This is a genomic window from Henriciella litoralis (assembly GCF_002088935.1).
In the GTDB taxonomy this organism is placed as follows: Bacteria; Pseudomonadota; Alphaproteobacteria; order Caulobacterales; family Hyphomonadaceae; genus Henriciella; species Henriciella litoralis.
On record NZ_NCSS01000004.1, the window covers coordinates 241213 to 261003 of the forward strand.

The 19791-nt window shown below is 61.4% G+C and carries 18 protein-coding genes; 7 read left to right on the forward strand and 11 right to left on the reverse strand.

Annotated elements, in window-relative coordinates:
• Positions 1-26: 26 nt before the first annotated feature.
• Positions 27-2087, reverse strand: coding sequence for a penicillin-binding protein 1C (pbpC, locus tag B8783_RS01165; protein ID WP_084417944.1), 2061 nt, complete (start codon positions 2085-2087; stop codon positions 27-29).
• On the reverse strand, positions 2084-7042 hold the full coding sequence (locus B8783_RS01170; protein ID WP_084417945.1) for an alpha-2-macroglobulin family protein: 4959 nt from the start codon (positions 7040-7042) through the stop codon (positions 2084-2086). Before B8783_RS01170 ends, pbpC begins: the two co-directional genes overlap by 4 nt.
• Positions 7043-7134: 92 nt before the next feature.
• On the opposite strand from B8783_RS01170, the gene B8783_RS01175 reads away from it, so the two are divergent.
• From B8783_RS01175 to B8783_RS01185, 3 genes are all read left to right on the forward strand, one after another.
• The gene (locus B8783_RS01175; RefSeq protein ID WP_084417946.1) at positions 7135-8328 is read left to right on the forward strand and encodes a BaiN/RdsA family NAD(P)/FAD-dependent oxidoreductase; all 1194 of its coding nucleotides are present in this window, start codon (positions 7135-7137) and stop codon (positions 8326-8328) included.
• A gap of 96 nt (positions 8329-8424) precedes the next feature.
• Complete coding sequence (locus tag B8783_RS01180) at positions 8425-9951, forward strand: catalase (RefSeq protein ID WP_084417947.1); 1527 nt, start codon at positions 8425-8427, stop codon at positions 9949-9951.
• Between the two features lie 120 nt (positions 9952-10071).
• On the forward strand, positions 10072-10428 hold the full coding sequence (locus B8783_RS01185; RefSeq protein WP_084417948.1) for a YbaN family protein: 357 nt from the start codon (positions 10072-10074) through the stop codon (positions 10426-10428).
• On the opposite strand, the gene B8783_RS01190 is transcribed toward B8783_RS01185, so the two are convergent.
• Entirely contained in the window at positions 10395-10673 is a 279-nt protein-coding gene (locus B8783_RS01190; protein WP_084417949.1) for an HNH endonuclease, read from the reverse strand. The two genes, B8783_RS01185 and B8783_RS01190, sit on opposite strands and share 34 nt — an antisense overlap.
• 86 nt (positions 10674-10759) lie before the next feature.
• Here B8783_RS01190 and B8783_RS01195 point away from each other — a divergent pair, with 86 nt between their 5' ends.
• Positions 10760-11962, forward strand: coding sequence for a hypothetical protein (locus B8783_RS01195; protein ID WP_139792190.1), 1203 nt, complete (start codon positions 10760-10762; stop codon positions 11960-11962).
• On the opposite strand, the gene B8783_RS01200 is transcribed toward B8783_RS01195, so the two are convergent.
• The 4 genes from B8783_RS01200 to B8783_RS01215 all read right to left on the reverse strand — a co-directional run bounded on the left by B8783_RS01200 (position 11959) and on the right by B8783_RS01215 (position 13683).
• On the reverse strand, positions 11959-12138 hold the full coding sequence (locus tag B8783_RS01200) for a hypothetical protein (protein ID WP_084417951.1): 180 nt from the start codon (positions 12136-12138) through the stop codon (positions 11959-11961). The two genes, B8783_RS01195 and B8783_RS01200, sit on opposite strands and share 4 nt — an antisense overlap.
• 72 nt (positions 12139-12210) lie before the next feature.
• Positions 12211-13095: a bifunctional methylenetetrahydrofolate dehydrogenase/methenyltetrahydrofolate cyclohydrolase FolD gene (gene folD / locus B8783_RS01205; protein ID WP_084417952.1), complete on the reverse strand. Its 885-nt coding sequence runs from the start codon at positions 13093-13095 to the stop codon at positions 12211-12213.
• Positions 13088-13375 carry a DUF167 domain-containing protein gene (locus tag B8783_RS01210; RefSeq protein ID WP_084417953.1) on the reverse strand — a complete coding sequence of 96 codons (288 nt, stop codon included), beginning with the start codon at positions 13373-13375 and terminating at the stop codon, positions 13088-13090. Before B8783_RS01210 ends, folD begins: the two co-directional genes overlap by 8 nt.
• The gene (locus tag B8783_RS01215) at positions 13375-13683 is read right to left on the reverse strand and encodes a YggT family protein (RefSeq protein ID WP_084417954.1); all 309 of its coding nucleotides are present in this window, start codon (positions 13681-13683) and stop codon (positions 13375-13377) included. The genes B8783_RS01210 and B8783_RS01215 overlap by 1 nt, the downstream gene beginning before the upstream one ends.
• A 163-nt stretch (positions 13684-13846) precedes the next feature.
• Between B8783_RS01215 and B8783_RS01220 the strand changes: the two genes are divergently transcribed.
• Complete coding sequence (locus tag B8783_RS01220) at positions 13847-15073, forward strand: MFS transporter (RefSeq protein WP_084417955.1); 1227 nt, start codon at positions 13847-13849, stop codon at positions 15071-15073.
• Between the two features lie 83 nt (positions 15074-15156).
• Entirely contained in the window at positions 15157-15633 is a 477-nt protein-coding gene (locus B8783_RS01225; protein ID WP_084417956.1) for a hypothetical protein, read from the forward strand.
• A gap of 9 nt (positions 15634-15642) precedes the next feature.
• On the opposite strand, the gene B8783_RS01230 is transcribed toward B8783_RS01225, so the two are convergent.
• From B8783_RS01230 to B8783_RS01240, 3 genes are all read right to left on the reverse strand, one after another.
• Positions 15643-16014, reverse strand: a complete 372-nt coding sequence (locus B8783_RS01230) for a VOC family protein (RefSeq protein ID WP_084418325.1) — start codon at positions 16012-16014, stop codon at positions 15643-15645.
• 76 nt (positions 16015-16090) lie between these two features.
• Positions 16091-16870, reverse strand: a complete 780-nt coding sequence (locus B8783_RS01235; RefSeq protein ID WP_139792191.1) for a hypothetical protein — start codon at positions 16868-16870, stop codon at positions 16091-16093.
• A gap of 22 nt (positions 16871-16892) precedes the next feature.
• On the reverse strand, positions 16893-17669 hold the full coding sequence (locus B8783_RS01240; protein WP_084418326.1) for an SDR family oxidoreductase: 777 nt from the start codon (positions 17667-17669) through the stop codon (positions 16893-16895).
• Positions 17670-17827: 158 nt separating this feature from the next.
• Here B8783_RS01240 and B8783_RS01245 point away from each other — a divergent pair, with 158 nt between their 5' ends.
• Positions 17828-19498 (forward strand): response regulator, encoded by a 1671-nt coding sequence (locus B8783_RS01245; RefSeq protein WP_169711671.1) that lies wholly within the window; start codon positions 17828-17830, stop codon positions 19496-19498.
• Here B8783_RS01245 and B8783_RS01250 read toward each other — a convergent pair.
• Positions 19495-19788, reverse strand: a complete 294-nt coding sequence (locus B8783_RS01250; protein WP_084417959.1) for a 4a-hydroxytetrahydrobiopterin dehydratase — start codon at positions 19786-19788, stop codon at positions 19495-19497. The two genes, B8783_RS01245 and B8783_RS01250, sit on opposite strands and share 4 nt — an antisense overlap.
• Positions 19789-19791: the final 3 nt, after the last annotated feature.

Consider the following 19791-nt stretch of genomic DNA (forward strand, 5'->3'; position numbering starts at 1 on the left):
TACAAATTTTTCGGACGCCCGGCGGTCTATCCGCTGGGCGCGCCGATGACCCGCACCCTAACGCTGGCCTCGCGTCCGTCGGCATCGACGGCGCTGACGACATAGAAGCCTGACTGCTGCGGCGCCCAGACCGGCAGGCCTGCATCGTCCAGCTCTGTCGGCTCGCCATCGATATACCAGCGCAGCTTACCATTGCCCCGTCCGGCGAGCACGAATGGCCGCGCCGGTTTGCCGTTGATGTCTCCGGACCAGAGCTCTGCATCCTTCGGCGGAAACAGGATGTGCGGCGCGTTTCCCGTCTTGTCGAATGTACTGAGCGCGCCCTTGGCCTCGGCGGCCTGTTCGCTCATCAGGCGGGCTTTTGCCCCGCCGCCACTGCCAAGGTGATAGGCGGCCCGGTCTGCCACTTCGAACAGGATGGGCAGCGCGGTGCTCCGCCCCGTCGCGCCCGGCCGCGGCGCGCCATCGGCCCGGCCGACCCAGACAATAATCGCCTGATCGCCAGAGACCGCTGCCGCCCAGGCATCGCGGAAGCCGTAGGACGTGCCCGTCTTGAACGCGATCTGCGGCGCATTGGCGGTTAGCCGACCGGGCATCCGCCCGTCCGGGGTTGGCGCGTCTTTGAGGATTTTGAGGATCTTCACCGCGCTATCCGACCCCATCAGGCGGAACCCGCGCATCGCCCGCACTTTGGCTTCGTCGTCCACCGTCCAGGCGAGCGGCTTGGCATGGCCATCATCACCGAGCGCAGCATAGATCACCGCCAGCTCCCGCGCCGTCAGCCCTGCCCCGCCGAGCGCCAGCGCCAGCCCGGCTGAATTGTCCGCCCCGCCATGAATACGCGGCGGTGCGCCCGCCAATGCCAGCGTCGCGGCAAACCGCTCCGGCCCGACCCGATCCAGCGCCAGCACAGCCGGCACGTTCAGCGAATGCTGGAGAGCATCGGAGACACGCACATCGCCGCGAAACATCCGGTCGAAATTGTCTGGCTGATAGGAGGCAAACCGTTTGGGCAGATCAGAGATACGGGTATCTGGCGCGGCCGAGCCATCATCAAATGCCATGGCATAGATAAATGGCTTCAGCGTTGAGCCGGGAGAGCGCGCCTGCGCCGTGAGGTCCAGCCAGCCGCCCGCAATATCGCGTGAGGCCGAGCCGACAGCCGCGCGTACGCCCCGCGTCGGGATATCAACCACCAGAATAGCCACCTGCGTCTCGCGCCCAAACTCTTTTGCGTGCTCCAGCGCGAGCGCTTCCATTTCAGCCTGCAGCCGGCTGTCGAGCGTTGAGCGAGTATCGGCGGTGGCGTCTCGTGCAGACCGGGCCGTCGCATGCCAGGCGCGCGCCGGGAAGGCATAGGCCCCCGTTGGCATCTTGCTGGTACGCGCTTCTTCCGCGCGCGCTTCATCGAGATAACCAAGCCGTTCCAGCTTGGAGACAATCGATTTGCGCCCCGCATCTGCACCTTTTGGGCGAAGGTCCGGACGGCGCACTTCCGGGCTTTGCGGCAAGGCGATCAGCAATGCGATCTGATCATCGGACAGCCGGTCGGGCGTGCGCCCGAAATACCGCCAGCTTGCCGCGCGTATGCCTTCGATATTGCCGCCATAAGGCGTCAGCGTCAGGTAAAGCTCGAGGATCTCTTCCTTTGAAAGCCGCGCCTCGATCTGATGGGCGCGGAACATCTCGATCAGCTTCGACCCGATCGTACGCGGCCGCGGCTCCAGCAGGCGGGCCGTCTGCATTGTGATGGTGGAGCCGCCCGACACAATCCGCCCGGCCTTGGCAGAGCTCCACGCCGCCCGGACCATGCCGGCCCAGTCAACGCCGCCATGTCGCCAGAAGCGCTTGTCCTCAACTTCCAGCAAAGCCTCGATGAAGACCGGATCGATCTCATCGAGATCGGCCCGAAACCGCCAGTAATTATCGCTCGTCGGGATCGCCCTTAGCGGCCGGCCATTGCGGTCCGACACCATGATCGAGACCGCCTCGCCCCGTTCCAGTGGCGGCGGGAAGATGCGGTCGAGGGCGAGTGTGGCGACCAGCAATGCCGCGCAGGCAATTGCAAGCCGCCTCAGCCAGATCATCTCTGTCCGCCTGTCGCAGGGCTCGCCGTATCAATCGTGATGCGGCCAGGTGCCGACCGGGCGAACACGTCAGGACGGTACATGTCTTCCGCCGTCGCGCCGGGGATGGCGAAGGAGCCAGGTGTCACGGCCCGCACGACATAGGCGAGGCGCACCGGCTTGTCGCGAACATCAATCGCAGCGACGAAGCGGTCATCGCGGGCCTCAGCCGTCTTTGCCTGATCGATCGCGCCGAGCCAGGCAAACGCGCCATCGGTCTCGTCTTCACGCGCCCCATCGCCCGCATCGAGGATCGTCTCGATCTCGAATCCGGCGGGCAGCAGGTCAGCCACGATAACAGGGTTGGTCCGGTTCTGGACCGGCGTGATCTGAACAGACACAACGAGCTGCTCGCCCTGCTGGATGTCAGCAAGGTCCACGCCGCCGCCCTTAAGCGTGCGGATCGACTTGGAGATCTTGAGATCGGACGACACGGCCGGCGGTGGGCTGGCCGGGGCCCCGCGCACCATAAGCGTGCGGAACATTGGCGTGGACTTCGGCTCAAGCATGAAGCTCACATCGCTCTGCGCCTGGTCTTCGGTCAGGTGGTAGCGGCGCTCATTATTGTTGCCACGTCCAAGCCCCTCGACCACCAGTCTGAGGCCCTCACCATCGGTGTTCATCGCGTTCACCGCGAGCAGGGCAAATGCCTTCTCCTGCGTGCTGAGCTCGCTTGGATCGGGCACATCATTGCTGAGACGGGTCGCCAGACGGGCGACATGGTCGTTCAGATCAGCTTCTGCGGCCAGTGCCAGCACGCCGGTCAGATCGCGCAGCGGCGTCTGGTAATAGTCGCCGGTGTTCTGATAGCCGAGTGCCTCTTCAGCGGCATCGAACGCACTCGCTGCGCGCGACCGGTCCCCCATATATGCAAGCGCGGCTCCAAGATGGGCACGGGCCAGCGGGCTCTCAATCTTGTCGAGCTCGCGGTCATGCAGATAACGCAGGCGGCTGATATCGGCTTTGCCAGCCTTGGCCAGCACATAGAGTGCGTAGGCCGAGGACCGACGCATCAACTTGCCTTCGGTATCGCTGTGCCAACGGCTTTCCCAGACATCGGTGTCATAGCCATAGGCCCGCCAGGCATCGCCCTGCGCAATCGCCCGCAGCGACTCATAGGCCCGGTCCAGCGACGCCTGTGGCACTTCATACCCGGCCTGGCTGGCGCGGTAGATGAAGTCCGTCGTATAGGCGCCGAGCCATGGGCTCGCATTGCGGTCGCCTTCGCGCCAGAGGCCAAACGCCCCATCGCTCGACTCGCGATCCAGCACGCGGGACACAGCTTCCTGCACCTGCGCGCGGGCCGAGTCGCGGCTGTCCTCATCGGCGCCCATCGCCACCAGCTGTTCGGAGTAAAGCAGTGGCAGCGCGCGGCTCACCGTCTGTTCGGTACAACCATAAGGATAGCGCGCCAGAGACGCGTAGAGCGCATTCGCATCCAGCGGCAGGCTCGAGAATGTCACTGACACATCGGATGTGCCCGGCACATAGTCGGCAAGGATACCTTCAGGGATAGACCAGGTTTCGCCCGGCTCCATCAGCTCACTTGAGATCGTTGTTGCGGGCAGCCAAGGCGACCGCGACTGGATCATGTAATTGCGGCTGACCGAATAATTCTCCGGTCCGGAGACATCGAGGCGCATGCGAGAAATGCCCGTATTGTCGCTCGAAATCCGCAAGCCTTCATCGATCCGTTGACCGTTCGGGATGGTCCGCGACATCTCAGAGGCGGCGACGCTGACAGGCTCTGTGGCGTTCAGCGATGCGGTGAAGGTACCGCTTTCCAGCTCAATATTGTCAATGGAGACCGTAGCCTGGGCCTCGTCCCCCGGCGCTAGGAAGCGCGGCAGAATAAGCTCGGCTGGCGCTTCATCGCGCACCGTCATCGGCTGGCTGGCAGAACCAAGCCCCGTATCGGACCAGACCACCGCCATCAGGCGGAGCTCGCCATTGAAGTCCGGCACGTCGAAGGTGACTTTCGCCGTCCCTGAGCGGCCGACATCGACCAGTCCGGAGAATAGCGCCACCGTCTTGGTCGGCACCACAGAGAGGCCTTCGCCGCCCAGCTGGTCACCACCGGTCCGCACTTCGGCGGGCAGGCCCATATTCGGGTCCAGCAGACGGCCATAATCGTCATAGACCTCTACGCCGAGCGCCTTCTTGCCGAAGTAATAATCGACAGGGTCCGGGCTCTGATATTTTGTGAGGCGCAGAATACCCTCATCAACAGCAGCCAGCGTCAGATAGACGCCCTCTTTCGGGCCATTGGCGATATCGACCTCAATCGTGTGTTCGCGGCGTGGGCGTACGATTTCAGGCGCATCGATGGTCACATCAAAGGTGCGGCCATCCATGTCCAGCGGCACATAGCCGACGCCGACGGCGCGGCGAGGCTTCGACTGGATCACCGGATCACGCGGTGTGTAGACGTTGACGAGCACATAGGCGCCCTCGCCCCACTCTTCGGTCACCGGCAGGGTGAACTGAGTACCGCTCGCCGACACATCCCGTGTTTCAACGCTCAGCACGCGGTCCGTCGCGACAATGATCTGGGCCTCGCCATCATAGGGCGGGATCACCGTGATCGCGGCCGGACGACCTGCAACAATTTTCTGATCTTCGACAATCACCTGCACGCGGTCTGGCGCTTCGACGCCATCATCCGACACGGCGCCGCCCCAGCCGACATAGAAACTGCTGCTGGCTTCGGCATCGCTGCCATCGGCGGTCACGATCAGCTGGTGTTCACCCCAGTTGAGGCCGTTATCGGTAATGACCTGCGATGTCCCACCGGTTTGCGCGACGCCTTGATTGACGGTGCGCACCGTGCGCGAGCGGCGCCAGCGCCACTGGCTGCCTTCGCGGTACCAGTCATAATGGTAATCGATCTCGATGATTTTCCAGTTCAGCCTGACGTCGGCGCCCTGCCCGGCGGCATCGACCGCAGCCAGCTCAAAGCTTGTCGACTGGCCCTCGCGGGCGCGGCCTTCGAATTTCTGCTTGATGCCGAGATAAAGATCGCGCGGCCGGTAAGGGATGCGCACGCTCTCGGTGACGGCACGGCCACCTGGCTCCAGCACGCTGATATTGGTGTTGAACCGCAGCGGCCGATCGGCGTCGAGACCAAGATCGTCGGTATTGAGACGCATCACAGCGCGGCCGGAGCCGTCGGTCGTCTGGTCCTGCAGCTCGACGATCTCTTCGCCAAATTGCGCATCATCGCGTCCGAATTCAAAGCCGTCATAGGCCTCGAAGGGCGATGGATCATATTCCAGACGTGCCTGCCCCTGTACGGTCAGGCCAGCGCCGGGCGCGCCATAGAGGAAGCGGCTGTCGACAACAATGTCGCGCGATTCACCAGCGAGCAGCGGTGTATCGGCCTCTGCGTCCAGCTCCACAGCAATGCGCTGGGGTACAAAATCTTCAACCGAGAACCGTAGCGACCCGGCCTCACCGGCGCCGTCGATTTCCAGCACAGCCCGCCACATGCCGCGCGCGGCGCTGGTGGACAGTTCATAATCCCATTGCACACCGCCGCCTTTGGCCCCGCCAAAGCGCATGCGATCAGCTTCGATGCCGTTCGGGCGATAGATGATCAGGCTGCCAGCACGATTCACAACAGCGCGGGCGGCATGATTGCGCATCATCGCCGTCAGGTGAACGGTCTCACCGGGGCGGAAAATGCCGCGTTCAGCATAGATATAGCCATCGACCGGGCCCGGCGTCGTGCGCCCGCCCGTGTTCTGCTCTGACAGGTCTACAGGCGCGCGCGTCAGGTCCAGAACGGCCAGATCGCCCTTGGCCCCAAAGGCCATCACCATGCGCGGCGCAGAGTTCCCGGTACCGGCCAGAAGCGGCGCATCAAAGCGCACGCGGCCTTCCACATCGGTCGCACTCTCGCCGAGCACTTCATTATTGTTCGCGATCAGCTGCACACGCGTGTTCGGCAGGACTTCTCCGTCCTGCAAGGAGCGCAGCGTGACATCCAGTCCGCCTTCGCCGCGATACCCTGTCAGCGCCAGATTGGTCAGCATGATCCAGCGGCGCGCAGAGGCTGCCGGTCCGTCATAATCACTGATCTCGCGGGCGTCCTTAAGCTCGACGAAGTAGGAGCCGGGCTTCAGCTGGCCAATAACGTCCTGGAGCGGAAACACCGTGGTTTTCGGCGCATTCGCAACCGAGTCGATCTCCATGCTGCCGGACCAGACTTCGGTCGACACATCGCGTGGATCATCGTCACCATAAAGATAGGAATAGCGCCCCTGCGGGGCCTCTTCGCCCTGGCTGATACGTTTGAAGGCCAGCGCGCGATCATTCACGCGGTAGACCGTAATGTCGACATTCTCGACATTGACCGTCTCAATCGGCAGGCCATCGGCATTGTCGCGCGGCAGGATAACGCCAGCGCCCTTGAAGCCGACATAGGCCGGGCGGTCCTCAAAACTGATCGTGACGTCTTCCTGGCGGTAAATCTCGGTGCCATCTGCGGACGGCAGACCTGCAAGGATCGTCGCGGTGTAGGTGCGGGCAAAATCGAGGCCTTCGAGACAAAGCTCACGGCCCTCAACGCTATAGGCCGGACGCACAGACGGGCGCATGTTCACATAGGTCGAATAGTCGACATCAGGGTCCAGAGGCTGCGAGAAGACGAGACAGGCGCGCGGCTTGAGACCGCTCGTGTCTGGCGCATAGCGGAAATAGACAAACCCGCCCTCTTCGGCCTCGGCAAGGCGCTGGCGCTCTCTCTCGCGGCGCTCGGCGGCGACCTGATCGGAGCGTGAGCGCTCAACGACGGTGCCATCGGTCTGTTCAGGCGGCAGAGGGGCCGGCGTGTCGTTGCCACCGCCGCAAGCGGCGAGAAGTCCCGCCAAGACGGCAAAAAGCATTCCCTTTGTGCGATTGGTCCGGCGCGTCATCCCTCACTCCTCCCATGACTGGTACTACTTCTTTACAGGAAGTTCCTATGCCGCCAACAGGGCAAGATTGAGACTTTTTAAGGATTTGGCCCCTGACCCGGACTTTCGACACGATAATTCTCGGTGCTGGCGCGGCAGGCCTCTTCTGCGGCGCCCGCGCAGGTGAGCGCGGCCAGTCCGTGCAGGTGCTCGATCATGCCGCCAAACCTGCAGAAAAAGTCCGCATTTCCGGCGGTGGCCGTTGCAACTTCACAAACATCCACACCAGGCCCGCCAATTTCATTTGCGAGAACCCGCATTTCGCCAAGTCCGCTTTGGCCCGCTACACGCCGTGGGATTTCTGCGACCGTGTTGCGCGTCACGGCCTTACCTGGACCGAAAAGACGCTCGGGCAGCTCTTCTGCGACCAGCGCAGCGGTGCGATCATCAAACTCCTCATGGACGAATTTGAAGCCGCTGGCGGCACGCTCACCCTCTCGACCACAATCGGTGCCGTGACACATGCCGACAGCCAGTTCGTCGTCGAAACCTCCGCCGGGGCCTACACCGCCCGCAATCTCGTCGTTGCGACGGGCGGGCTCTCCATTCCAAAGATGGGCGCAAGCGCATTTGCCTATGACCTTGCCCGCCAGTTCGATCATGCGATCGTACCGACCCGCCCGGCGCTTGTCCCGTTCACCTTCTCCGGCCAACTCAAGGAAAGCTTCGCAGACCTCTCCGGCGTCGCCTGCCCCGTCGATGCCAAGGCAGAGCGCGGTCCAGACTTTCATGAGGCGATGCTGTTTACCCATCGCGGCCTTTCCGGCCCGGCCATGCTTCAGGTCTCGTCCTATTGGCGGGAAACCGAAGCGGTCGAGATCGACCTTCTACCCGGCCAGTCGGTTGCAGATCTTCTGGCAGATGCGAAAGCCGCCGCACCGAAGCAGGCGCTCTCGACCTGGCTCGGCGGCCTCTTCCCGGCCCGCCTTGCCCAGCAGATCGCTGCATGGCCATCCATCCCGGCTACCAAACAGCTCGCAAACCTCTCCAAACAGGACATCACCGCCATCGCCGACGCGCTCGGCCACTGGAAGATCGTCCCGACCGGCACCGAAGGCTGGCGCACAGCTGAGGTCACAGCAGGCGGTGTGGACACAGATGGCCTCTCGTCGAAATCCATGGAAAGCAAGACCGTTCCCGGCCTCTATTTCATCGGCGAATGTGTCGACGTCACCGGTTGGCTGGGGGGCTATAATTTCCAGTGGGCGTGGGCCAGCGCCGCGGCCTGCGCGGGCGCGCTCGCCTAACCTGTCGGCGAATTAACCTCGCCCACAATCATTCATCGGGAAACACCGCCTCAGGCGCGCGTTGTACTTGCTTCATACAAGCAAGAGGCCTTCCCCATGAGCGACGACAAGACCCCCAAAAAATTCACCACGACGTCTGGCGCGCCATGGCCGAACAATCAGGACTCAATCAGCGCCGGCGAGCGCGGCCCCCTTCTCATGCAGGACTATCAGCTGCTCGAGAAGCTCGCGCACCAGAACCGTGAGCGCATTCCAGAGCGCACGGTGCACGCCAATGGCTGGGGCGCGCATGGTGAGCTGGTCATCACCGAAGACATTTCGAAATACACCAAGGCCAAAGTCCTTCAGCCCGGCAGCCGCACCCCGATGATCGCGCGCTTCTCGACCGTGGCAGGCGAACGCGGCGCCGCCGACCATGAGCGCGACGTGCGCGGCTTCGCGATGAAATTCTACACCGAAGAAGGCAATTGGGATCTGGTTGGCAACAATACGCCGGTCTTCTTCGTGCGCGACGCCTACAAATTCCCGGACTTCATCCACACACAGAAGCGTAATCCGAAAACGAACCTGCGCTCCCCTACGGCCATGTGGGACTTCTGGTCCCTCAGCCCGGAAACGCTGCATCAGGTCACCATCCTGATGTCGGACCGCGGCCTGCCGATCGATCCAATGCACATGAACGGCTATGGCTCTCACACCTTCTCGCTCTGGAATGATGATGGCGAACGCTTCTGGGTCAAATTCCACTTCAAGACAGAGCAAGGCCACAAGCATTATACCAATGCTGAAGCCGAGGAAGTGACTGGCAAGACGCGCGAAGGCTATCAGGAAGCGCTCTACAACACGATCGAGGAGGGCGACTTCCCCCGCTGGAAGATGCAGATCCAGATCATGCCTGAGCTTGAAGCCGAGACCTGCGACTTCAATCCGTTTGACCTCACCAAGGTCTGGCCGCATGCCGACTATCCGCCCATCGATGTCGGCTATTTCGAGCTGAACCGGAATGCGGAAAACTATTTCGCCGAGATCGAAACGGCCGCCTTCTCGCCGTCGAACATCGTGCCCGGCATCTCATGGTCGCCAGACAAAATGCTGCAGGCGCGTATCTTCGCCTATGCCGACGCGCACCGCTACCGTCTCGGCACCCATTATGACCAGATCCCGGTGAACCGCCCGAAATGCCCGGTCCATCATTACCATCTGGACGGCGAGATGAACACGTATGGCGGCATCGCGACCGGCAATCCGAACGCCTATTACGAGCCGAACTCGTTCAACGGGCCAAAGGAAGTCCCCGCCGCGCAAGAGCCCCCGCTGCGCATCAATGGCGATGCTGACCGCTACAATCACCGCGTCGGCCATGATGACTACAGCCAGGTCCGTGTCCTGTTCGAGAAAGTCCTCGAAGATGACGAGAAAGAGCGCCTTTTCATGAACATCGCCGGGACTTGGGGCAGCGTCCCTGAAGTTATCTGCGAGCGTCAGCTGGCAGAATTCAAGAAAGTCCATCCGGACTATGAAGCCGGTGTCCGCAAGGCGTGGGAAAAGGTGAAAGCCGAAGGTGGCTACAAGCCGAACGCCGCGCCAGTGACCGAAGACACGCCGCAGGTTGCCGCTGAATAGGCGCGTCTGCCAGTCGGCGAAAAGACAAGAGGACGGCCCGCCCGGCACTTGCCGGATAGGCCGTCCTCCTTTTTATGCTATGGCCTCAATTGTTTCACCGGCAAGGAAGGCCCGCGCAAGATGATTGCCCGACTGCTCGGCTTCCTGTTTCTTGCGCTTGGCGCGATCGGTATCTTCCTGCCGGTCTGGCCAACGACCGTCTTTTGGATTGTCGCCGCCCTCTGCTTTGCCCGCTCCAGCCCCGCCATGCGCGACTGGATCTATGCGCGCCCGAAACTCGGGCCCCCTATCCAGCAATTCATCGAGAGAGGCACGCTGTCGCGAACGTCCAAGACAGGCGCACTCGTCGGCATGACCATCGCCAGCGGCATCTCCGGCTTCCTGCTATGGGGCCGATGGGGCTGGATGGCACTGGCGCTCGGCCTCATCCTTTGCGGCGCTGCCTATGTCGCATCCCGGCCAAGCGAACCTGTCTGAGACTTGCCCTTGCGCTTGTTGCAATTGGCATGCGCGAGCTGAAGATTGTCTACCCTGTCCGGCCCGCCTGCAGCGCGTGGAATAATATGATCGAAGGTCGGCCGCTCCCGTTTCCAGATACTGGCATGCGCGACATGGAAGCGGCCCTTTGGCATCGGCTTGCCGCAGAGGGCACAGCAGCCATTCTGGCTATCCCACAACTGCTCGAAATGGCTTCGACTGAAAAGCGGACCGCGATAACTCATCCCGGCAGGACTTACGCGAATGCTTGCGCAGCGCAAAGCGTTTCAGCTACAGGCGCATTTCAATGGGCGCAGAGGCAGTTTCCAGCATGCCAACGAATATCATCCTGATTGTCGCGTCGCTCGCTTTCGCTGGCGTCCTCTTTCGCCCCTCCATGCTCAAGTCGCCCTTCTGGCGCGCGACGGTGACGCCGCTCGCCTCGATCGTTGGCTCGGGCTTTCTGATTGCGGGCCCAGTCCTTTATCATGCGTCGGGGAGCGCCGCCTGGGTCGCGATGACCGGGCTTTGCCTTCTGTCCTATGTGTTCGGCTCTGCGGTGCGTGAGAACATCATGCATATCGAGATGCGCGCGACGCGAACGAAGCTGCAATCAGTGGTCAATGGCGTGGCAGACTATGTCCTTGCCGCCGCCTATTTCATCTCGGTCGCCTATTACCTCAACCTGTTTGCCGCCTTCGGGCTTCGCCTCTTCGGCACGACCGACCCTGAGACCATTCGCATTGTCTCGACCTGCGCCATCGCCACCATTGGGGCCGTTGGTGCCTTTGGCGGACTGAAGGCCCTCGAAAGCCTTGAAGTCGGGACCGTCGGCCTGAAACTTGCGGTCATCGGTGGCCTTCTCACCACGCTGGTGATCACCTCAGCCTATACGTGGATGCAGGGGACACCGCCGGTCCACACCATTCCGGCCAAAGGCGGCTGGGACGAAATCCGCACGATTCTCGGCCTCGTAGTGCTGGTGCAGGGGTTCGAAACCTCCCGCTATCTCGGCGACAAGTATGACCCGGAAACGCGTGTGCGCACCATGCGCCGCGCGCAATGGATTTCGACCGGCATCTATATCAGCTTCATTTTCCTGTTCATGCCGTATTTCACCGGCTCGCTCACCGGCGATGGCGCCGAGACAGCGATCATCGACATGCTGGCCCCGCTCGGAGTTGCGTTGACGCCCTTGCTCATCGCGGCAGCGCTCGCCTCGCAGTCATCGGCTGCAATTGCCGACACCAATGGCGCCGGCGGCTTGATCGCCGAAGCCTCTGGCGGACGCATTCCGGTCAAGCCCGCCTATCTCGTCACCGCAGGCGTCGCCATCGTGATGACCTGGTCCTTCGATATCTTCGAGATTATCGCCCACGCCTCGCGCGCCTTTGTGGCCTATTACGCCCTTCAGAACCTGCTGGCTGCGAGCGCCGCCGCCCGCCGCGGCGCCTGGCCCCGCGCAGCGCTCTATTCAGGCGCCTTCATTCTGGCTGTGATCATCATTATCGTCGCGAAGCCAGCAGACGTTTAATCACCGTCGTCGCCCCGCGTAGCGATCAACAAGACAAGTGCGATCACGCTGCCGAGCAGGGCGACCCCGGCGACAAAGACAAAAGCGATACTCGCGGCCACCATCACGGCAACCGCCACAATCGTCAGCAGGAACACCAGCCCGGCCCAGCCGAGAAATGTCTGAGGCAGTTTCATCGGGGTCTCCTTGTCGTTTCATTCTGAACGCACAAGGTCGCAGACGGGTCCAGCCGGTCGCGAAAAAGCGGCCTAGAGACCGTCCGGCACGCTCCAGCCACGGCGGTAGCAGGCGGCAATCACCGTGTTGCGCAGCAGGCAGGCAATCGTCATCGGGCCAACCCCGCCCGGCACTGGTGTGATATGTCCAGCATGGGCTTCGCAATCCGCAAAGTCAGCATCGCCCACAAGCCGCGTCTTGCCTTCGCCGCGTTCTGGCGCATCGATCCGGTTGATCCCGACATCAATCACCACCGCGCCCGGCTTCACCCAGTCGCCCTTGACCATTTGCGGTCGGCCAACAGCGGGCACGAGAATATCTGCGGTGCGGCAAAGCGCAGGCAGGTCTGCGGTGCGTGAATGGGCAATCGTCACGGTGCAGTTCTCTGCCAGGAACAGCAGCGCCGCTGGCTTGCCGACCAGGATTGACCGGCCGATCACGACAACATGCTTGCCCGAGAGGTTATCGCCCAGCGCGCTCTTGGCGAGGATGACACATCCTGTCGGCGTACACGGCCGCAAACCGTCCTTGCCCAGAACCAGACGCCCGGCGCTCGCCTCGGTCAGGCCGTCCACATCCTTTGCCGGATCAATGCATTCGATGGCGCTCTGCTCATCGAGGCCTTTCGGCAAGGGTAGCTGCAGCAGGATGCCATCAACGTCATCATCGGCGTTCAGCTGGCTGATCAGGGTCTCGACATCGCTCTGGCTCGCATCGGCAGGCAGACGGTGATGCAGAGACCGCATGCCGGTCTCTTCGGTCTGCTTGACCTTGTTGCGCACGTAAACCTGGCTGGCCGGGTCTTCGCCGACCAGCACAACCGCAAGCACGGGCTGGCCCGGCAAAGCTGACACCGCTTTAGCGACGTTCGCGCGGACATCCGCTGCGACCTGTTTACCATCGATCCGTTCAGCCATGCTCCATCCACTCCTCGATCTGGCGCGCAGCTGCGCTGCCGGGTTCTGTGTCGATGTCGACGCCCTTAATGCGGCTCGTCTGACCCGTCACCACCTTGACGGCAGATTTTGGAAGCTTCAACGCGCGCGCCAACAGTTTCTCTGCGGCGGCATTCGCCTTGCCCTTTTCCGGCACGGACCGCACGCGTAATTTCAGGAAAGCCCGTCCCGCATCATCTTCACCCCTGCCCTCAACCCGGTCGGCTGAGGCATTCGGTGTGACGCGAACCGTCACCCGCATCAGGCTGGCAGGGCGATAATCAGCCTCGGGATCAGGAAGTCCCGCAGGAACAGGATCAGCAAAGCAAGGATGAGCACGGAGAGGTCTAGCTGGCCCAGCGGCGGCACAATGCGCCGGATCGGCCGTAACATCGGCTCAAGGATGGATTCGAGCATGCCATAAATCTGCCGGGCCCGCGGGCCGTAAGGCGACAGAACATTGAACGTGAACAACCAGCTCATCACCACATAAGCGAGCAGAACAAAGAAGATCAGCGTCAGTATCGGCGCGATGAAATACTGAAAAATAGCCCAGAGAAATTCTTGCAAGATCGGTCTCCATCGGTTTCGGACTGACTACGTCATTTCGCTGGCGTTTCGCAACATGCGAGATGCGCACACCTTATCGGCGAGGGAAACCACACTTTCCCCAAGGTTTGCCTTGCGGGCGCCTGCAAAACCCTTGAAGTTTCAGGATCAGGGAGACGGGCAAATGCAACAGACCGCCGATACAGAGCAGCCACTACGCCCGCTCTCAGGCCTTCAGAAAATCGCGATCGCCTTTGGCAGCGTTGCCATGGGTGCCGGGATGACGATCAACTTCGTCGTCGTTTCGCCGCTTGCCCGCGAAGCTGGCCTCACGGAAATTCAGGTGGCCGGCATTCTTGTGCTGTCGGCGGCCATCTATGCCCTGATGATCCCGCAATGGGGGCGTTGGGCCGACCGGTTCGGCCGAAAGCGCATCATGGTCTTCTCCCTTTTCGCGATGGCGAGCACGAACATGATCTTCCTGTTCGCGCTGGAAGCCGCGCTCGTCGGCGTGGTGACAGGGATATCGAGCTTCCTGCTGCTCGTCTTTGTCCGGATATTCTTCGGCCTGCTTGCACCCGGGCTGCAGCCTGCCTCCATGGCCGCGATGACCGATGCTACGACGCCGCTGACGCGGGCGGGCGGTCTCGGCATGCTCGGCGCCGCGATGGGGCTTGGGTCAATTCTCGGGCCGGCAGGCGCGAGCGTCCTCGCCAATTTTGGCCGCCTGGTGCCGCTCTGGGGCTCTATCATCGTTTGCGCCATTGCCGGTCTGGTGATCGCCTTTTCCCTGCCGAAGTCGAGAGGCAACCGCACCTCGCAACGCGCGACGCCGCTGCGTGTCAGGGATATGCGGATCTTCCCGCATCTCGCCTTCCTGTTTGCCTATTTCGTTGCCATTGGTGCCATTCAGCAAACGCTCGCCTTCCTCATCGCTGACCGGTTCGGCCTGTCCGGCAAGGACGCGGTGGAGGCGACCGGCATCGTATTCGCGGCCATGTCGATCTCGCTGATCATCGTCCAGTTCGGCTATGTTCAGCCGCGTAAGCCAGACCCGTCACGCATTCTGCCCATTGGGCTCATATGTGTCATCGTCGGCTATATCGCTGCGGCCCAGTTGCAATCCTTCTACGCGCTCTGCGCAGCGTTCACGGTCGTGGGCGTTGGCGCAGCGCTTGCCGTGCCCGCTGCCAACGCGCTCGGCAGCCTGTCGGTTGAGCGTCATGAACAGGGGGCTGCCGCGGCGCTCCTGTCGGCTGCGCCGCCGACCGGCTTTATCTTCGGGCCAATGCTCGGCGCGGTGCTTTATTCGATCGAGCACCGTCTGCCGCTTTTCGTGAGCGCCGGGATGATCCTCGCCCTGCTACTCTATCGCGTCTATGGCAACCTCCGTTCCAAGCGCGACAGCTGATAAAAAACCGTCCTGCCCCTGCTCGACGGCACTTTCAGCGCACCCTTCAGCCTCTTACATTACGGCTTCACTGGAGACCCCCCATGCCCTTTATTCGCACGACTTCCGCTTCGCTTCTGGTCCTTGCCCTTGCCGCATGCGGCGGTGCTGACGCCCCCGACACGCCAGCTTCAACAGAGACAGCACCCGCTGCAACAGAAGCAACGCCCGCCACAACAGAGACAGCGCCTGCTGAAACGGAAACAGCTTCCGCCGAGGCGTCCGTGATTGATCGCCTGCAGGGCGAATGGGCCTCTGTGGATGACCTTCAAGCCGGCATGCTGGTAGACGGCGACCAGGCCGCCATCACCTATGAGGGCCAGGATATCGAGATGGAGCCGCTTGCCGTCGTCGACACCTGTCCCGATGCGCCTGCCGTAGACGGGCTGACACTGATCGAGATTGGCACCGGCGACGACGCACTCTGCTATTCCGTCAACGATGTGACCGACAGCACGCTGGAGCTAACCTATCTGGCCCGCGGAAACCTGCTGCGCTACATCCGCCCCATCCACGACTAGAAATCGGCTCTATCCGGTGGTGAAGGCGTTCAACTTGTTGCCATCCGGGTCACGGAAATAGCCGGCATAGAAGCCATCATCACCGCGCGGGCCGGGCGCGCCTTCATCACTGCCGCCATTCGCTAGAGCAATCTTGTAAATCTTGTCGACCTGCGCGCGATCTTTCGCCTGCAGGGCGACCATGGTGCCATTGCCGACGGTGGCTGGCTTTTCATCAAATGGCTTTGTGGCCGCGATCCCGGCTGCGCCGCCGGGCGTGCCCCATGCGATGAAGGTGTCAAACTCCATCATGCGCGGCGTACCCATCTCTTCGGCAATCGCATCATAGAAGACCGCAGCCTTCTCCAGATCATTCGTCCCGACAGTTACGTATCCAATCATGTCCATCTCCACCCTTGTTTTGGAGCATGGAACATATCATGAACAACTATCGTCTGCCAAGCAGAATCTGGAACCTCTAGCGCGTAAAATCCCCGAGGCACGGGCCGGACGCCTGGCTCGGTGTGCCGAGGAAAGCCGTCTCCAGCACAAGCCGGTCACCATCGACCGTCGCCGTCCCGCTCTGAACCATATCTTCAGGGATCTGGTTGCCGGACTTGGGCGTAAAGCTGAACGCGCCGGTGGCGACGTCATAGGTATAGTCGCCCCAATAATCCTTGTAGGATTCAAACGGGGTCCAGGTGACGCTGATGTCCCCGCCCGCCGAGAAAATGAGCTCGCGCACAGCGCTTTCCGCCGGACAGTCAGACCCGTCCTGCTTCCACCGACCGACCAGCGGATTGGCAGCTGGCGTATAGGTTTCCAGACGGGCCGCAATCGGATGCTCGCCAGCATACAGCGTGTCGATCCGCATATTCACGCCCGGCTCGACATCCTCGGAAACGACCGCCCTCAGCGTGCCATCTTCCCGCCGAGACAGCGTCAGATACTCGCCCCCGATCGTCTCTTCCACTGAAACACAGGCGCCTGGTAGCCGCTCGAAAGCCCCCGGCATCTCGGTAAAGTAGGGCACCAGATCGACCGTATCGCCAGGTTGAACAGCGCGCGGCTCCATCCAGAACACATAGCCGCCCGGCCCCATTTCCGGGCAGTCCACACCGTCCGCAACGGAGAAGACGTCCGCCTCGTCCGCTGCCGCGATTGCCGCCTGCTGCTGGCCTTCAGGCGGCACATTGCAACAGGCCGCCAACGCCACGAGGCTCACTGCCCCAACAACAACCGATCTTGCTGATTCCATCTTCACACCCCTCGTTCCCGGCTTACATCGCAGAAATGCCGCCATCGACCTTGAGCTCGATACCGGTGACCAGCTTGCTCTCGTCAGACGCAAGATAAAGCACCGCATAAGCGATATCGTCCGGTTCCCCCACCTTGCCGAGCGGGATCTGACGGCCGAGCTTGGCCAGCGCCTGCTCCTCGCCGAACATCTCCTTGGTGCGGTCTAGGATCGGCGTATTGATGAAGACCGGATGCACAGAGTTACAGCGGATCTGCCCTTGCGTGGACTTCGCGCAATGCAGCGCGATGGACTTCGACATGTGCCGCACAGCCGCCTTGGCGGTGTTGTAGGAGATGTAATTTCCGCTCGCGATGATGCCCGCGATGGACGAGATATTGATGATCGAGCCGAGCCCGTGCGGACGCATCAGCGGGATCGCATACTTACAGCCATGGAAGATCGAATCGACGTCAATGTTCTGCACCTTGCGGAACATCTCGTAATTTTCGTCCTCGACAGAGCCAAGCGAGCCGATGCCGGCATTGTTGACGAGGATGTTCAGCCCGCCCATCGCGTCATGGGCCTCTTTCAGCACGCTTTGCCACCGCTCGGCGTCGGTCACATCATGCTGCCAGGCAAAAGCGGTGCCCTCGCCCAGTTCACTATTGATCGCAGCGGCGACCTTTGTCGCGCCGTCTCCGTTGATGTCCGTGACGGTGACTTTGGCGCCCTCGCGCGCCAGCATCCAGGCCGTCGCCTCGCCAAGGCCCTGCGCCCCGCCGGTAATCAATGCCATTTTTCCTGAAACGCGGCCCATATCCATTTCCTCCGGATGTTTTTTTTTCAAACCCGTCAGTTCCAGCTACGAGCCCGCACGTCAAGCTTGCGTCGATGCCGCGCCCAACTCAGCGCACTGAAGGAAATTTAAACGAATTTCTCTCACGGTCGCACCAATTGGCTCCACGGGAGGAAACCGTGCCACAAAGAAAACAACTCAATCTAACACTCGACCAGATGCTCGATGCGGTTTCGCATGTCGATAATGGCTTCGCGCTTCACGGTCCGGACTTTGAGCTTCTCTACGTAAATGACACGGCCAAAAGCCATTTCCCGGAATTCTATCGCTGCCTTGAACTTGGCTATTCACTTGAAACCTCGATGTTCAACAGCACAGCAAAAATCGCTGACGCGATTGGTGAGTTTGACGTCGAAGCCTATGCGAAAAAACTCGTCGAATTGATCCGGTCCTACGGCACCATGGATGTCCAGACGGCGAATGGGCAAGTCCTGAAGGCGACCTTCTCCCTCCTGCCCGACGGTAATGTGATTTCGATCAGTACGGATATCACCAGCATGCGCCGAAAAGAGCGCGAGCTTCGCCACGCCAAGCGTGAGGCCCAGGCGGCGAATGAGGCAAAGTCGGAGTTTCTGGCGTCGATGAGCCACGAAATCCGCACCCCCCTGAACGGAATTCTGGGCATGGCCCAGGCGCTAACCTCCCGCAATATCGGCGCCGATGAGCGCGAAATGGTCGATGCGATACTCGATTGCTCAAAATCGCTGATGACCTTGCTCAACGACATTCTCGACCTCTCCAAGATCGAAGCCGGCAAGCTGGAAATCGCGCCAATCGTCGATGATTTCCGCCACAAGCTGAAGCGGACCGAACGCTTTTACCGCGGCAAGGCTGATGAGAAAGGTCTTTTCCTGCGGGTGATTGTCGACAAGTCCGTGCCCTCGCTCATGGAGTTTGACCCGGTTCGTCTGCGTCAGTGCATCGACAATCTGGTGTCCAATGCCCTCAAATTCACCAGCAGCGGCGGCGTCATCATCGCGGCCACATGCGAGGATGGGCCGACGGAGGACCGTCTGCGCGTCAAGATCCATGTCTCCGATACAGGGATCGGTATGACAGAAGAACAGGTCGCCTGCCTGTTCGAGAAGTTCCAGCAGGCTGATCGCTCGACGACACGCATGTATGGCGGCAGCGGGCTTGGCCTTGCGATCACCCGTCAGCTCGCCAAGCTGATGGGCGGCGACGTTTCCGTCGTCAGCCGTCCCGACAAGGGCTCGATCTTCACGCTGACCTTCGAAGTTGGCCGCGTGGAATCCGAAGAGGCCCCGCGCTCGGCTGGCTTTGAGCCACAACTGGTCACCAAATCGCGGGACGAACGCGTCGTGGACTTCCGCGGCAAGACGGCGCTCGTGATTGATGACAACCGTATCAATCGCCGCGTGGCGCGCCTCTTCATCGAACCTGTCGGCTTGAAGGTTGTCGAAGCTGCAGGCGGAAATGAAGCGCTCGAAATCTTGCGCAACCAGCACGTCGATGTGGTGCTTCTCGATATTCACATGCCGGAAATGGACGGCCCCGAAACCTTCCGCAAACTCCGCCAGATGGGCGGCCGGTTTGAGGTCATGCCGGTGATCGCGCTGACAGCCGATGCGATGGCGGGCGACCGTGAGCGCTATATTGGTATGGGGATGTCGGACTATGTCTCCAAGCCCATAGATGAGCGCCAGCTCGTCACGGTCCTGTCGCGTTGCCTCTCCGAGGCCGGTCCTGGCATTGCGGTCCAGAGAGACAATGAAGAGATGAAGATGCTCGATGATCTGGACACGCTGATCCAGAAAATGAGCGCCTAGCCGAGTTTCGCGGCCAGCTTGTCCATCTTGGTCGCCAGATCGACATCTTTCAATGTGACCCCACCGGCATCATGCGTCGTCAGCGTAACGTCGACCTTGTTATAGACGTTGAACCATTCAGGGTGATGGTCCGCCTTCTCGGCCTGCGTCGCCATCGCGCTCATAAAGCCAAACGCGGTCATGAAGTCTGCAAACTTGTAGGATTTGGAGATCGCGTCCGTGTCGCCATCGGCCTTTTTCCAGCCGCTGAGGCCGGAAAGCGCCTCTGAAACATCCATCTTGTCAGCCATTAT

What these genes read in the sequence shown, in the direction of transcription:
- B8783_RS01195 (WP_139792190.1), top strand. Translation starts at nt 10,760, where the DNA reads ATGCCAACGAATATCATCCTGATTGTCGCGTCGCTCGCTTTCGCTGGC.
- B8783_RS01200 (WP_084417951.1), bottom strand. Translation starts at nt 12,138, where the DNA reads ATGAAACTGCCTCAGACATTTCTCGGCTGGGCCGGGCTGGTGTTCCTG.
- B8783_RS01190 (WP_084417949.1), bottom strand. Translation starts at nt 10,673, where the DNA reads ATGAGTTATCGCGGTCCGCTTTTCAGTCGAAGCCATTTCGAGCAGTTG.
- B8783_RS01220 (WP_084417955.1), top strand. Translation starts at nt 13,847, where the DNA reads ATGCAACAGACCGCCGATACAGAGCAGCCACTACGCCCGCTCTCAGGC.
- B8783_RS01185 (WP_084417948.1), top strand. Translation starts at nt 10,072, where the DNA reads ATGATTGCCCGACTGCTCGGCTTCCTGTTTCTTGCGCTTGGCGCGATC.
- B8783_RS01225 (WP_084417956.1), top strand. Translation starts at nt 15,157, where the DNA reads ATGCCCTTTATTCGCACGACTTCCGCTTCGCTTCTGGTCCTTGCCCTT.
- B8783_RS01250 (WP_084417959.1), bottom strand. Translation starts at nt 19,788, where the DNA reads ATGGCTGACAAGATGGATGTTTCAGAGGCGCTTTCCGGCCTCAGCGGC.
- B8783_RS01230 (WP_084418325.1), bottom strand. Translation starts at nt 16,014, where the DNA reads ATGATTGGATACGTAACTGTCGGGACGAATGATCTGGAGAAGGCTGCG.
- B8783_RS01240 (WP_084418326.1), bottom strand. Translation starts at nt 17,669, where the DNA reads ATGGGCCGCGTTTCAGGAAAAATGGCATTGATTACCGGCGGGGCGCAG.
- B8783_RS01170 (WP_084417945.1), bottom strand. Translation starts at nt 7,042, where the DNA reads ATGACGCGCCGGACCAATCGCACAAAGGGAATGCTTTTTGCCGTCTTG.
- folD (WP_084417952.1), bottom strand. Translation starts at nt 13,095, where the DNA reads ATGGCTGAACGGATCGATGGTAAACAGGTCGCAGCGGATGTCCGCGCG.
- B8783_RS01180 (WP_084417947.1), top strand. Translation starts at nt 8,425, where the DNA reads ATGAGCGACGACAAGACCCCCAAAAAATTCACCACGACGTCTGGCGCG.
- pbpC (WP_084417944.1), bottom strand. Translation starts at nt 2,087, where the DNA reads ATGATCTGGCTGAGGCGGCTTGCAATTGCCTGCGCGGCATTGCTGGTC.
- B8783_RS01210 (WP_084417953.1), bottom strand. Translation starts at nt 13,375, where the DNA reads ATGCGGGTGACGGTTCGCGTCACACCGAATGCCTCAGCCGACCGGGTT.
- B8783_RS01235 (WP_139792191.1), bottom strand. Translation starts at nt 16,870, where the DNA reads ATGGAATCAGCAAGATCGGTTGTTGTTGGGGCAGTGAGCCTCGTGGCG.